Annotated in this window: 9 protein-coding genes; 4 read left to right on the plus strand and 5 right to left on the minus strand. The window is 57.8% G+C overall.

All coding sequences use genetic code 11. The annotated features are described in order from the left end of the window. Positions 1 to 41: 41 nt before the first annotated feature. Positions 42 to 998: a M28 family peptidase gene (locus tag J0X19_RS05980; protein ID WP_242582114.1), complete on the minus strand. Its 957-nt coding sequence runs from the start codon at positions 996 to 998 to the stop codon at positions 42 to 44. Between the two features lie 110 nt (positions 999 to 1,108). Between J0X19_RS05980 and proB the strand changes: the two genes are divergently transcribed. Together proB and J0X19_RS05990 are read left to right on the plus strand one after the other, a co-directional pair. After that, positions 1,109 to 2,200 (plus strand): glutamate 5-kinase, encoded by a 1,092-nt coding sequence (gene proB / locus J0X19_RS05985; protein WP_206982562.1) that lies wholly within the window; start codon positions 1,109 to 1,111, stop codon positions 2,198 to 2,200. A 183-nt stretch (positions 2,201 to 2,383) separates the two neighbouring features. Next, entirely contained in the window at positions 2,384 to 3,634 is a 1,251-nt protein-coding gene (locus J0X19_RS05990) for a glutamate-5-semialdehyde dehydrogenase (RefSeq protein WP_206982563.1), read from the plus strand. Between the two features lie 87 nt (positions 3,635 to 3,721). Here the strand turns inward: J0X19_RS05990 and J0X19_RS05995 are convergent, their stop codons facing one another. The 3 genes from J0X19_RS05995 to J0X19_RS06005 are packed head-to-tail and all read right to left on the minus strand — an operon-like array spanning position 3,722 to position 9,434. Beyond that, positions 3,722 to 4,387 carry a DUF3823 domain-containing protein gene (locus J0X19_RS05995; RefSeq protein WP_206982565.1) on the minus strand — a complete coding sequence of 222 codons (666 nt, stop codon included), beginning with the start codon at positions 4,385 to 4,387 and terminating at the stop codon, positions 3,722 to 3,724. Positions 4,388 to 4,397: 10 nt separating this feature from the next. Then, a complete protein-coding gene (locus J0X19_RS06000; RefSeq protein ID WP_206982566.1) occupies positions 4,398 to 6,266 on the minus strand; it encodes a RagB/SusD family nutrient uptake outer membrane protein in 1,869 nt (622 codons plus the stop codon). Positions 6,267 to 6,287: 21 nt separating this feature from the next. Continuing rightward, complete coding sequence (locus tag J0X19_RS06005) at positions 6,288 to 9,434, minus strand: SusC/RagA family TonB-linked outer membrane protein (RefSeq protein WP_242582117.1); 3,147 nt, start codon at positions 9,432 to 9,434, stop codon at positions 6,288 to 6,290. 587 nt (positions 9,435 to 10,021) lie between these two features. On the opposite strand from J0X19_RS06005, the gene J0X19_RS06010 reads away from it, so the two are divergent. Both J0X19_RS06010 and J0X19_RS06015 read left to right on the plus strand, forming a co-directional pair. After that, positions 10,022 to 12,514 carry a glutaminase family protein gene (locus J0X19_RS06010; protein ID WP_206982570.1) on the plus strand — a complete coding sequence of 831 codons (2,493 nt, stop codon included), beginning with the start codon at positions 10,022 to 10,024 and terminating at the stop codon, positions 12,512 to 12,514. A gap of 200 nt (positions 12,515 to 12,714) precedes the next feature. Then, on the plus strand, positions 12,715 to 13,311 hold the full coding sequence (locus J0X19_RS06015; protein ID WP_206982572.1) for a Uma2 family endonuclease: 597 nt from the start codon (positions 12,715 to 12,717) through the stop codon (positions 13,309 to 13,311). Positions 13,312 to 13,315: 4 nt separating this feature from the next. Here J0X19_RS06015 and J0X19_RS06020 read toward each other — a convergent pair whose 3' ends face one another. Beyond that, a complete protein-coding gene (locus J0X19_RS06020; protein ID WP_206982574.1) occupies positions 13,316 to 14,047 on the minus strand; it encodes a hypothetical protein in 732 nt (243 codons plus the stop codon). Between the last annotated feature and the right edge of the window lie 78 nt (positions 14,048 to 14,125).

Raw genomic sequence — 14,125 nt, forward strand, 5'->3', positions numbered from 1 at the left:
CGGCCCCCTCTCCCGTGGAGAGGGGGCCGGGGGGTGAGGCCCTACAGCCCCAAGATGGCCGCGTACACGCCATTCACTACCTCGGCCATGCGCTTGAAATCCAGCGTGTCGATGGTATCGGAGGGGAGGTGGTAGTTGGGGTTGCGCAGGAACGACGTGTCGTTGATCATCAGGGCTTCGTAGCCGTAGCGCCAGTAGTTGCGGTGGTCGGATAAGCCGGCCAGGCCCATTTCGGCGGGCAGATTGATGCGCTGCACGTCAATATCGGCCTTGGTTTGCATCAGTTCCTGCACCTGCTGGGTGAAGCGCTCCTGCCCGGTGCGGCCCACGGCTATAATGAAGTTGCCGGTATTGGGGTAGAGCGCCGCCAGCTGCTCGTTCGGGAAGCGTTGGGAACCGGGCTCGTCGCGGAAGTAGCCAATCATTTCGTAGCACAGCATGGCCCGCACGGGCACCTTGGCATCGTGCAAGGACTTGGCGTGCACGGCGCTGCCCATGTGCTCGGTGGCGAAATACGGCGGCTCCTCGTTGGGGTACGCCACCAGTTCCACCCGGTATTTCGGGTTGGAGCCGTGTTGTTGCAGCAGGCGGGCCGTTTCCAGCAGCCCGGCTACCGCGCTGGCATTGTCGTCGGCGCCGGGCTGGTCGCCGCACACGTCGTAGTGCGCCCCTACCACCAGGCGCGGCGCATCAGGCGGCCCAAACCACACGATGATGTTGCGGTACTGCCGCCCGTCGGCCTTGAAAGTCTGTTCTTCTACATGGCCGTTTTCCAGCTTCTCGAAAGCACCTTTTATGTAATCGGCGGCTTGGTTGAGCGACTTGAGGTTGCGGTAGTGGCGGGCGGGTTGCAGCGTGGTCAGGAACTCGACATCGGCGTGCAACTGCTTGGCATCGGCTTTCATGGCAGAACGAGTATGGGAGGAAACAACGGGAGTAGTGGCGCTCCGAGACGAGCCGGTTTGCTCGCAGGCACCGGCCCCGAACGCAGTAAGCAACAGGCCCCAGGCTAAGCTTCTAAAACAGCACATAAGCAGGTAACACGGACATCTTGCAGGCAGTCGTTGCATTCTGTGCCTACCTTAACAGCGCAGAAACCTCCTGTAATATGGCGCTTCCTTACCAGAGAATCATCGTTAAAATCGGTTCCAACGTCCTCACCCAGGAAAACGGCCTCCCCGACCAAGCCCGCATTCAGCACTTGGTCGACCAGATTGCCGCGCTCAAAAAAGTGGGCAAGGAGGTAATTGTGGTGTCATCGGGGGCGGTGGCGGCGGGGCGGAGCCTGGTGCAGGTGTCCGACAAAGCCGATGCCGTGAGCAACCGCCAGCTGCTGGCCGCCGTGGGCCAGGTGAAACTACTGGCCACCTACGCCGCGCTGTTCGGGCAGCACGAACTGGTGTGCGCGCAGGTGCTCGTAACCAAAGAAGACTTCCGCGACCGGCAGCATTACCTGAACATGCAAAACTGCTTTCAGGCGCTGCTCCAGAACAACATCATCCCGGTGGTCAACGAGAATGACGTCATTTCCGTGACCGAGCTGATGTTCACCGACAACGACGAGCTAGCCGGCCTGGTAGCCTCCATGCTGGATGCCGACGCGCTCCTCATCCTCAGCAACGTGGACGGCATCTACGACGGTGACCCGAAAGCGCCCGGTGCCCAGCTGATTCCCGTCATCGAGCCCGGCACCACCAGTTTCTCCAGCTTCGTAACCACCCAACGCTCCCAGTTTGGGCGCGGCGGCATGATTACCAAGTGCCACATGGCCCATAAGGTGGCGCAATTGGGCATTGCCGTACACATTGCCAACGGCAAAACCGAAAACATCCTGCCGCGCATTCTGAGCGAAAACGTGGTCAGCACCCGGTTTGTAGCCAACCGCACCGCGTCGCGCAAAAAGAAGTGGCTGGCCCACGCCGAACCGGCGGCCAAAGGCGCGGTGCAGCTTAATGCCGGCGCCAAAGCCGCCCTCACCACGCCCGGCAAAGCCGTTAGCCTGCTGCCCGTGGGGGTGCTGGGCATCGTGGGCACGTTCCAGAAAGGCGACATCATCAAGCTGCTCGACGAAGCCGGCAAAACCATCGGCCTGGGTGTTGCGGAATACGGCGCCGACAAAGCCCTGGAGCGCCTCGGCCTGCAACACCAGAAACCCCTCGTACACTACGATTATCTGTTCCTGAGCACCGCAATCAGCTAGGGTATGGATGAAACAATCGATAAAAGGCCGTCATGCTGAGCTTGCCGAAGCATCTTGCGTGCTGACGCCAGATTAGTAACCCAACATCAGCACGCGAGATGCTTCGGCAAGCTCAGCATGACGTTCTGGTTATTATCTAGATTACTAACCTCGCTATTGCAGCTTCTTCCACATTTTCTCGCCATGGATTTACAAGCCAGCTTCCAAGCCACCCAGGTAGCCAGCCGCACCCTCGGCCTGCTCGCGCCGGCCAAGGTGAATGCGCTTCTGCTCGATTTAGCCGGCGCCATCCTTGCCAAAACGCCGTTTTTGCTCAGCGAAAACGCGAAAGACCTGGCCCGCATGGCGCCCGACAACCCCAACTACGACCGGCTGCAACTCACGACTGCTCGTTTGGAAGGTATTGCCCGAGACATGGAAAGCATAGCGGCTTTGCCCTCGCCGCTGGGCACGGTGCTGCTGGAAAAGGAGATGCCCAACGGCTTGCACATTTCCAAACTGCGGGTGCCGCTCGGCGTGGTAGGCATCATCTACGAGGCCCGCCCCAACGTGACCTTCGACGTGGTGGCGCTGTGCCTGAAAACCGGCAACGCCTGCCTGCTGAAAGGCGGCTCCGATGCCAGCTCTTCCAACGAGGCCATCATTTCCGTTATTCACGAGGTGCTATGCCGCCACGACCTGCTGCCCCACTGCGCCACCCTGCTCCCCCCCGACCGCCAAGCCACCGAAGCCCTGCTTCAGGCTGTAGGATATGTTGATGTGCTAATTCCACGGGGCAGCCAGGGCCTGATTGACTATGTGCGCAAGCATGCCAAAGTACCCGTCATTGAAACCGGCGCGGGCATTGTGCACACCTACTTCGACGAAACCGCCGACCTGGCCAAAGGCCGCGCCATTGTGGCCAATGCCAAAACCCGGCGCGTGAGTGTCTGCAACTCCCTGGACTGCCTGCTGCTCCACGAAGCCCGCCTGATTGACCTGCCTGCCTTGGCCGCGCCTCTGGCGCAAGCCGGCGTCACTCTCTACGCCGACGAGCCCGCCTATGCCGCCCTGCGTGGACTTTACCCCAGCCAGTTGCTACAACCCGCCGAGCCCGAGCACTTCGGCACCGAGTTTTTGTCGCTGAAAATGGCCATCAAAACCGTGGCCGGCCTCGATGAAGCCCTGGCCCATATTGCCGCCCACAGCTCCAAACACAGCGAAGCCATTATTTCCGAAAACGCCGCCCATATCGAGCAGTTCCTGAACAGTGTGGATGCCGCCGCTGTGTACGCCAACACCTCCACCGCCTTCACCGACGGCGGCCAGTTTGGCCTAGGTGCCGAAATTGGCATCAGCACCCAGAAGCTGCACGCCCGCGGCCCCATGGGCCTGGAGGAGCTTACCAGCTACAAGTGGCTGGTTCGCGGCAACGGACAGGTACGGTCAGTATAGAGCCCGTTTGCTGCCACGTATTTCAATACCCCACAAACAAAAACAGGCGGCCACTGGCCGCCTGTTTTGCTGAATGCTGAGTGCTAGTTAGAGTACTATTTTCTGCACCGGTGAGTAATACAGTTCACCCACGCCCTGCGTCCGCACTCCAATACGCACATAGCATACACTACGCACGTTAGAGGGCAGCGTATAAGAGAAGCTAAGTGGCTGGCTCAGGTTGCCCAACGCTGCACCGGTTTTAGCTTGCTGACCCACAAGGCTGTTGTTGGTATCTACGAACTGCGTGGTATTCACGAATAGCGTCACCGATTCGATATTGCGGCCGGCCGTGGCCTGGCTCACTTGGCAGCTGGCCGTTATAACATTGCCCGATTTGTTGAACGTAACGTTGCGCACTACATAGTAGGGCTGCACCGGCACATCCACAATAGTGTTGCCGCGCACCTCCACCGTGATACTATCCGTGTTGTTCATCCAGGGGCCATTGTCGCGCAGGCGCGTCAGCTTGTAGGTGCCATCAAACAGCGAAGCCGAGAAGCTGCCATCCTGGGCCACATTCAGCGGAATCTTGTTGAAGAAGGCGTAGCCCCGCTGCCACAGTTCCAGCTGCACACCTTGCGTGCGCACGCCCACGGCTTCATCCTGATAGATTACCCGGCCGGTCAGCTGCGACTTTGGCGGATCGAAGTTGTCTGTTTCGCAGCCTGCCAAAAGGAACAGACCAGCCAGAAGAGTTAGTAGTTGTTTCATGAGTGGAAGGCTATTCGAAAGGATTGCGAACAATCTTGGGGTTGTTGTTGAGGATACCATTCCCGATGAAGGTGTAGTAGTTAAGCAGCCGGAAGTTGCGCGGGGTCCGGAAACGCGGTGCCACTTTCCGGTCGAACACGTACTTGCCGTTTTGGGGGCTACCGGGGCGCACTACCCGATATGGGTAGAGCACATAAGCTACAGCGTTGTAGTTGTTGGCATTACCATCCCAAATCTGGTGCGCAATGCGCCAGCGTTTCACGTCCCATACCCGGTGGTCTTCAAAAGCCAGCTCCACGCGGCGCTCATTTTGCAGGCGCGCCAGCGTGAGGGTGGTGAGGCTGTTGGCCGGGAAGCCCGCCCGCTCCCGCACCCGGTTCACATAGGTTAGCGCCTCGGTGGTATTGCCCAGCTCGAAGGCTGCTTCACTGGCATTGAGCAATACTTCGCCCAATCGGAAACGTACCCACCAAATGTCGCTACGGATACCCCGGGTGCTGGATCCACCCGCTGGATCGAGGTACTTGCGGATGTAGAAGCCGCTGTTTGATACTTCGGGCTGGTTGGCTATTGGCCCCGAGGTGCCAGTTAGCAATCCATTGTCACCATTGGGGAAAGGCGTTCCGCCATACACGCTACCCAAGCCTCCCTCAATCGTCTGGTACGCGTTGTTTGCCGAGTTCCAGACTTTTACTCCCGCCTGTAGCTGCACTTCCTGCCCTTTGAAGGTGGTGCCGGGGTAGATGATGGTACCGTACAAGCGGGCATCCTTCCCTGCGAAGGGCTCATTCAGGGTGTTGTAATAAATGTAGTCGGTGTCCGTGGCGTTGCGGGTGGCAATCTGGCTGGGCGTACCGTTGTAGTTTTCGTACGCCTCCACCAGATTCAGGATCGGGGACAGGGCCGACGACCCGAGGTTGTCCTCACGGATACCACGCGGGATGTTGTCGTAGCTGAAGTAGTGCCGACGGTCTTTGGCGGTCAGGAAGTCTTTGGCCATAATTACCTCGGGGTTGTTGGTTTTCTTGGTCAGCGCCTCGAAGAAATTCTCCCCCAGGTTCGGATTTACCCGGTACAGCGAGTAAGGCCCGGTCATTACTTCTTTGGCCGCGTCTAAGGCCTTCTGGTAGTAGGACGCAGCCCGGCTGGCCGGAATACCTACCTCACCGCCCGCCGTCTGAATATTCAGGCCCGACTGGGCATTGTATTTGGCCAAGGAACCGGCGTAGAGCATAGCGCGGCTCTTGAGAGCCATAGCCGTGTAGCGGTTGGCGCGCGTGTTGCTCCCGTTGTTACCCAGCGTGGCCTTTATTTCGTCCAACTCATTAGCAATGAAGTCATAGGCGTCACTTTCCTTGCTGCGGGCCACTTGTAGCGGCGTGGTGTCGCCGCTGAAGTCGTAAATCAGCTGGGTGGTTACCAGCGGCACGCCGCCGTAACGCTTAGTCAGCTCGAAATACACATAGGCCCGCAGAAACCGCAGCTCCGACTTGAACTGCGTTTTCTGGTCATTGGAAAGGCTGGTACTCAGCTTGTCGATGTTTTCCAGCGCAAGGTTGATGTCGCGCACGAGGCCATAGTCCCAGTAGCTCCACCGGAAGGCATCGAAGGTGAACTGGTCGTTGGGGCCGTTGCCGTTGCCCGACCACATGGCCTCATCGTAAGCGGCGTACTGGTCCCAACCGCCGTCAATCTGGGTATGCGAGGGCAGCCGGTCGTAGTAGTTGGCCAGCACCCCGGTAATCAGCACCGGGTCGTTCCAGAGCTGGGAGTCAACGATAATATTAGGTGGATTGCGTTCCAGAAAATCCTTTTCGCAAGCTGAGAGGCCCGTTAGCAGACCAGCCCCTACCACCAAGGTTTTAAATGAGAATTTCATGAGTAAGCGGGTGGATGGCGTTTAGAAAGAAATGGAGAAGCCGGTGTTAACCAGGCGCTGCGGCGGATACGCCAGCCCGTTACCGGACGCCACTTCCGGGTCGATGTCGATATCATCAAGAGAGCTGATGACGAACAGGTTAGTAGCGTTTACATACACCCGCAGGCCAGAGGCGCCAATCTTGCTTAGCCAAGGCTTGGGCAGGTTGTAGGCCAGTTCCACGTTGCGCAGCCGGATGTAGCTCACGTTGCGAATCCAGAAATCATTGCGCCGGTTGAAGTTGGCGTGGCCGGCATTGTCGCGGCGGATGGCCGGGTACTTACCGGGTATCCAGGGGCTGTCGGCATTGTAGGGGTCTTCGTGGTGCCACCGGTCTTCGAAGGTGTAGTTAGGCGAAGTACCGTTGTTCTGGAACGGAATCAGCAACTCAAACTCCCGCTGGTAGGTTTGCATACCCGCCCCTACAATGTCGAAGTTGAGCGTAAAGTTTTTGTAGCCCAGGCTGGTATTCAAGCCGTAAGTCACGAGCGGCGTCCCCCCCTGCCGATAGCCAATGGGACGCTCATCGAGGTAGTTGATAACCTTGTCGCCGTTGACGTCTTTGTACATCAGGTCGCCGGGCAACTGGGTGCGGTTACCCTGGCCGTCGTTGTCAATCTGGTAATCACCAATCTGTTCTTCCGACTGGAACTGACCTACTACCTGATAGCCCCAGCCTACATCAGCCCAACGGTCTGTGTATATGCCGCGGTATTCTTCCCATGAGTTACCGAAGCGCTGCTTGTAGAAGAGGATGTCGCGGCGGCGGGCCAGCGTACCGTGTCCACTCACCGAGTAGGTTAGGCCCCCAGCGTTGCTGGCATAGGTCAGCACTCCTTCCAAGCCCCGGGTGGCATCCGAGTTCAGGTTTTCAGCGGGCAGGCCGTAGCCTACTTCGTTGGGCACCACTACGTCGTAGCGGGCACCAGGCAGACCGTCGCGGCGGCGCTCGAAAATATCGAATGCGCCCGACACCTTCCCGCCCCACAGTCCAAAGTCAAGACCGATGTTGGCAGTGGTGTTGCGTACCCATGAGAGTGTGGTAATAGGCAGGCCACGCGGCCGGACGCCACTGGTATACACGCCGTTGAAGATGGCGTTGCCGCTGTTGAAATCATAGCCCTGCAAGTAGCTGTAGGCATTCAGGCCACTTGGGTCACTGCCTGTCCGGCCGTAGCTGCCGCGCAGCTTCAGCTCGGTGAGCGTGTTGCCGATGCTGTTTTTCAGGAAGGGTTCTTCGCTCACGCGCCAGCCCGCTGTGGCCGCTGGGAAGAAGCCGTAGCGGCTACCCGGCGCAAACAGCCAGGAGCCGTCGTAGCGGCCCAGCACATCCACTATGTATTTCTGCTTGTAGTTGTAGCCTACGCGGGCCACGTAGCCGGCCCGGGCCGTCTCAAACCGTTCGTCGAGCAGATAATCCTGGTTGGCGAAAAACTGCAGTGGGATGTAGTTGTTAGGCGGAACCGTGTGTACAATGTTGTAGCGATTATCGGTGTCGTAGCGCTCATAGGCTGCTACCGCCGCAATGCCGTGGTCGCCGAGCTGCTTGTTGTAGGACAATTGTACCTGCCCGAACCGGTCGATAACGTTGCGCCGCCGCGTTTCGCGCCAGGGGTTCTGGTTGCCCCCACCCTGCACGATGTTGTAGGTATCGGTGGCCTTATCGTAGCGGTACCCGTTGTAGGTGTACTCGAAGCCGTCGAAGTTGAAGTTGGTGTAGTTATAGGAACCCGTAACTCTGGCCGTCAAGCCGAAATCAAAGTTGTACTCCGAAAACAGGTTGATTTTACCGGCGCGCCAATCTTCCTGAATGTAGCCCGTTATGTCCTCGGCGTACGTGGCCGGGTTGACGTTAATATTGTGGGTCTGGTTGACGTAGCGGGGGTTGTCGTTGGCGTAGGGCGCCTCCGTAGGCCACATCGAAAACACGCTTAGCAGCGGGTTGAAGTAGTCGTCGAGGCCTGGTACGCCAGCCTGGTGCCGGTCTTCGTAGCGGGTGCTGATTTGAGTGCCCACTTTCAGGCGCGGCGTTACTTTGGCCTCGATGTTGGACTGCAGGTTGTAGCGCTTGAAATGGTAGTCCTTCATCAGGGCCTGCTGCGACAGGTAGCTGCCCGACAGGTAGTACGTCACGTTATCCGTACCACCCGATACGCTGGCGTTTACGAAGGATTGTGGCACGTTGCTGCGGAATACCATGTCGTGGTAGTCGTAGCTCTTATAGCCCGGCTCGGTACCGACACGCCATTTTTCCAGCTCCTCTGCCGTCAGCCGGATACCCGTTACGGGGTCTGATACGGCGTTGGGAGCCCGGCGCTCCAGCTGCGCCCGGTTCTGCTCGGCTTCCACCAGCCCGCGCTGGTGCTGGTAGGCATTGGCGGGCTTCGGGAACTGCGTGAAGTTCTGAACGCCGTAGTAGCCGTTGAGGTTGATAACCGGCTTGCTGCCGGCGCGGCCCCGCTTGGTGGTAACCAGCACTACCCCGTTGGCTGCGCGCATCCCGTAGATGGCCGCCGAGGCATCTTTCAGGATGGAGATGTTGTCGATGTCGGTGATGCCCAAGTTATTGAACTGCCCCACGTCCGACACGATGCCGTCGATAACGTAAAGCGGGTCGCCCAGATTACGAATCTGGATGTTAGTGCCGTTGCCGGGGCGCGCATCGGGCTGCCGGGCCGTAATACCCGGAATGCGCCCTACCAGCGCACTAGTGGCCGTTACGGCGGGTGTACGCAGCAGGTCGGTGCTTTCCACTTTGCCTACGGCCCCTGTTACGGTAGCGCGCGATTGGGTACCGTAGCCTACTACTACCACTTCGTCCAGGGACTTGTCGTCGGCGCTCAGTTTCACCGACATTCGCGCGGTAGAGCTGCCGGTCGCTTCCTGCGTAGTGAACCCAATAAAGGAGAATACCAATACGGCTCCCTCTTGCGGTACGCTGATGCTGAACATGCCCTGGGCATCGGTGGTAGTACCGCGGGTGGTGCCCTTCACTACCACGTTCACGCCGGGCAGGGCTTCCCCTTTATCGTCGGTAACCACCCCGCGCACTACCACGTCGGCGGCAGGTGTCAGGGACTCGACCGAAGCTGAAAAGGCTGTAGCTGAGGCCTCGGTGGCCAGGCTCAAAGTAGCGCATAGGGCCGCTGGAAGCCAGGTGCGCCGCACTCCGAACCATCTGCTTTGCATTCGTAGATCTGTTCTCATTTCTGGTGGGTTTTGTAAGTTGTTTGCTGGTTTTCTTTAGGAGCGGAGGAACTCCCATATTTTGTCTGCATACTATGTCATGAGCGGCCAATCCATTGAGTTGAGCGAGAATTATTGCACACAATCGTTTGTGAAATACAAGAAGGCAAACGTTTGCGTCATTTAGTTGCTAGTTGAGTGAAAAATCAGGTTGTCCGAACAGCCTTTTTGCGTTTCTACTATTGCCTCATGAAAGGCATCCTCTCACTGTTTCAGCATCGGAGTGTTCAATATTATGGAAATAAAGTAATACACAAACGTTTACGAAGAAAAAAATTTACGCATTCTTCATCATATTCACACTCAACTCATCTTCTATATAGCAGGTACTGCATCCATAAGCGAAGGCAGTAAAACGTTTGTGTTATGCATTGTCTGCCTTATACCCTTCCGGTTTCTTACTGTTGAGTTCGTTTTTTCATCTATTCCCACTTATTGTCCTTTCCCCCATTCAGCTTCCACCCTTCTCTATGCGCTTACCTTTTCTCTCTTCCTGCCGGCGTACCCTTGTGGGGCTAGCTGTCGTGCTGCTCGTGGCAGCAAGTACGCAGGCGCAGCAGGTCCGCCCGCCCGCTTACCCGCTCATCACCCACGACCCCTATTTCAGTTTCTGGGCATTCAACGATACGCTCACGGCGGCCCCCACGCGCCACTGGACCGGGCAGCCGCAGTCGTTGGAAGGCGTGGTGCGGGTGGATGGCAAAGCCTACCAGTTTCTGGGCAAAGCGGCACCTACCTACCGCGCTATTATCCCCACGGTGCAGGAGCAGCCATACACCGCGCGCTACACGTTTAAAAAGCCGGCGGAAGGTTGGGAAAAACCGGGGTTTGCGGCCGCCCAACGCTGGGCCACCGGGCCAGCCCCCTTCACCGACAACACCACCCTGCGCGGCACCACCTGGACCGGCGGCGACGTATGGGTGCGGCGCACCGTAACGGTAACCGGGCCGCTGCCCAAGGGCAAACTCTCACTCATGCTCTGGCACGACGACGACGTGGAAGTGTACCTGAACGGCGTGCTGCTGCTCAAGCGCACCAACTACAACGGGCGGTACGAGTACTTCCCGGTGCCGGAAGCGGCCCGGCAGGCGCTACGGCCGGGCGAAAACCTGCTGGCCATGCACTGCACCAGCCCCCAGGGGGGCGAGCATCTGGATGCCGGACTGTACGAGGAGCTGCCGCAGCAACTACTGCCCACCGCCACGCAAACAGCCGTAACGGTTACGGCCACCCAAACCACCTATTCCTTCACGGCCGGCGCCGTTCAGCTGACCGTCAATTTCCTCTCGCCGTTGCTGCTGGACGAGCTGGAAACCGTGGCCCGGCCGGTGAGCTACGTTACGTTCGGGGCCGCTTCCAGCAACAGCCAGCCGCATGCCGTGCAGGTGCTACTGACGGAAGCGGGTACGGCCGCCGCCAACACGCCTTACCAGCAGGTAACAACCCAGGCCGGCCGCGGCAGTACTCTCGCCTGGCAGAACATCGGCACCAAAGACCAACGCATCCTGGGCCAGGCCGGCGACAATGTGCGCATCGACTGGGGCTATGCGTATTTGGCGGCCCCGCTAACCGCCCAAACGGGCACTGGCGCGCCAGTATCCCTGAAAACCGCGTTTGTGCAGTCGGGCAAGCTGGCGGCTACTACTACAGCTACTACCGGGCAGGCACAGCGCACCGCAATAGCCGCTGTACTCGACCTGGGCCGGGTGGGCGCGCAAACCACCGAGCAGCACGTACTATTGGGCTACGACGACCTGTACTCGGTGCAGTATTTCGGGCAGAACCTGCGGGGCTGGTGGCGCCGCGACCCCGCTACCACCATGCCCAAAACCCTACAGACTGCCGAAGCCGACTATGCCCGTCTCCGTCAGAAATGCACCGCCTTCGATAAGCAGCTTTATACTGATGCCCAGGCGGCCGGCGGCCAGCAGTACGCCGACCTCTGCCAACTGGCGTATCGGCAGGCTATTGCGGCGCATAAGATTGTAGCCGGGCCCAAGGGCGAAGTGTTTTTCCTGTCCAAAGAGAACTTCAGCAACGGCTCCATTGGCACCGTAGACATAACGTACCCGTCGGCACCGCTGTTTTTGCTCTACAACAACGAGCTGGCCAAGGGCCTGCTACGCTTCATCTTCGATTACAGTGAATCGGGACGGTGGAAAAAGGACTTTCCGGCGCACGATATCGGTACTTACCCGCTGGCCAACGGCCAGACCTACGGGGAAGATATGCCCGTGGAAGAAGCCGGCAACATGCTGATTCTGACGGCTGCCGTCGTGAAGATGGATGGCAAGCCCGACTTCGCGCGGCAGCATTGGCCTACGCTTACCAAGTGGGTGGGCTTTCTGAAGCGCGACGGATTTGACCCGACCAGCCAACTCAGCACCGACGACTTTGCCGGCCACCTTGCCCGCAACACCAACCTCTCCGTCAAGGCCATCATGGGCATTGCCAGCTACGGCCAGCTTGCCCAGCAGCTCGGCGACCAAGCCACCGCCACCGAGTACCTGACCCTGGCCCGCGACCTGGCCAAACGCTGGCAAACCATGGCCCAGGACGGCGACCATTATGCCCTCACCTTCGATAAACCCGCTGGCTCGTGGAGCCAGAAGTACAACCTGGTGTGGGATAAGCTGCTGGGGCTAAACGTATTCCCCAAAGAAGTGGCCCAGCAGGAACTGGCCTTTTACCTCCAGCACCAGCAGCGCTACGGATTGCCGCTGGACAGCCGCAAGACTTACACCAAGTCGGACTGGATTGTGTGGACGGCCACGCTGGCCGAGCGCGACGCCGACTTCCGCGCCCTGATTCAGCCGGTGTGGCAATTTGCCAACGACACGCCCTCCCGCGTCCCCCTCAACGACTGGCACGAAACCACCAATGCCCGGCAGGTCGGCTTTCAGGCCCGCTCGGTGGTGGGCGCCTACTTCATCAAGCTGCTGGAAAAACGGCTGGCTAAGTAACCTACGCTGCGGAGTAGCAGGCAACTGGTTTGTCATACGTGCTGACAACGACTGGTCCGCTGGCAAAAAAGCCAGCAGACCGGCACCCACCTCGCAGCTTGGGTTAAATAAGTAATGATTTTGCGCAAAGCTCCTGCCTGCGCCATCGGCTGCAAGCAGGGGCTTCCCGTATCTTTACTTGTACACGAAATCCAGTTGCCATGCCGCCCATTACCAGCCTCTCCCAGCTCGACCTCACCAAAAGCTATACCTACGCCGACTACCTAACGTGGCAGCTGACGGAGTGGGTGGAACTCATCAAGGGCAAAGTGCGGCCCATGAGTCCCGCCCCACGGGTCATGCATCAGCGAATTTCCAGCCGCTTAATGGGCACGATCTACGCAAAGTTGGCCGACCGAAGCTGCGAGGTTTTCCACGCCCCATTTGATGTGCGCCTCACCAAAACGTCGGCCAACGGCGACGCGCAGATTACAACGGTGGTGCAGCCCGATATCTGCGTGGTGTGCGACCCGCAAAAGCTGGACGAGAAAGGCTGCGTGGGCACGCCCGACTGGATTATTGAAATCCTGAGCCCCGGCAACCTCGCCCGCGACACCAAGGAGAAATTCGACCTCTACGAGGAAAATGAAGTGCCGGAATACTGGATTGTGTCGCCCGGTGAAAAGAGTATTACCGTGTATGTGCTGCACGAAGGCCGCTACCAAGTGCGTGGCGAGTTCTACACGCCTGGCCCTGTGCCTGTCCACACGCTGCCAGAAGTTGGTATTGAGTGGACTGAGGTGTTTGAGGGGGTGTAGAATCTTATTTTCCAGCTACTGCTTTTTCAATCAGCTTCATCCATTCCCATTGCTTGCGCTTCCAGGTGTAGTGCATGTGTTTCGGATTACCGGCAGTAGTAAATTCATCTCCCCTGACCTGAAACTGAATGGTTTTCCTGCCCAGATAGAACATCACATGAACTACATCATCGTGTATTGATGTCGGCGGTAAAAACTTTATTGCATTGGGATGACTACGGTTGTAGGCCACGAAATCCTGGAAGAATTTTTCTCCAGCTATGAAGTGAGTTTTATTTTGGAAGTAGAAATCAATGATACTTCCCTTTCCTGCCATTACAGGTTGATTCTGGCAGCAATCAAGCTTTTTAGAAAGAGTCTTTCCCTTATATCGCCAGAATAAATAGACAGTTAGCTCCTCTTCGTTACACTGACAATTCTTGCTTGGTTTGTCTATAGCATTTAGGTCAGGCAGTGCCTCACATCCAACGCAGCCGCTCTGATAGTAGAGCACTGTATCAATTCCTACTTTCTTTAACCGACCGACGAGAAGCTCATGCAGGTTCCGTAATCGGTTATGCGGCGGAATGTCTTTTTGCAGGTAACGCTCAGTAAGCGAATTCAACGCCAATATGTAAGCAGGTGCCTTATTTGTGGCAACCGATGGTTGCTGCACTTCTATAAAGGAGAAGCCAGAGAAAGAAAGAATCCCTGCCAAAACCGCAACGAGTAATAACCTATTTTGAGATCTTCTCATTTAGTGTATTGCTTATGTAATAAAACGCTATAAATCTATACATAACATAGCAAGAACGTCGTTTTTACTATACCTTCC

It is taken from the genome of Hymenobacter telluris, from assembly GCF_017313265.1.
GTDB classification, from domain to species: domain Bacteria; phylum Bacteroidota; class Bacteroidia; order Cytophagales; family Hymenobacteraceae; genus Hymenobacter; species Hymenobacter telluris.

Excerpts from the sequence above, each read along its gene's own strand:
- J0X19_RS06020 (WP_206982574.1), bottom strand. The coding sequence starts at position 14,047 with ATGAGAAGATCTCAAAATAGGTTATTACTCGTTGCGGTTTTGGCAGGG.
- J0X19_RS06000 (WP_206982566.1), bottom strand. The coding sequence starts at position 6,266 with ATGAAATTCTCATTTAAAACCTTGGTGGTAGGGGCTGGTCTGCTAACG.
- J0X19_RS05990 (WP_206982563.1), top strand. The coding sequence starts at position 2,384 with ATGGATTTACAAGCCAGCTTCCAAGCCACCCAGGTAGCCAGCCGCACC.
- J0X19_RS06015 (WP_206982572.1), top strand. The coding sequence starts at position 12,715 with ATGCCGCCCATTACCAGCCTCTCCCAGCTCGACCTCACCAAAAGCTAT.
- J0X19_RS06010 (WP_206982570.1), top strand. The coding sequence starts at position 10,022 with ATGCGCTTACCTTTTCTCTCTTCCTGCCGGCGTACCCTTGTGGGGCTA.
- J0X19_RS05995 (WP_206982565.1), bottom strand. The coding sequence starts at position 4,387 with ATGAAACAACTACTAACTCTTCTGGCTGGTCTGTTCCTTTTGGCAGGC.
- proB (WP_206982562.1), top strand. The coding sequence starts at position 1,109 with ATGGCGCTTCCTTACCAGAGAATCATCGTTAAAATCGGTTCCAACGTC.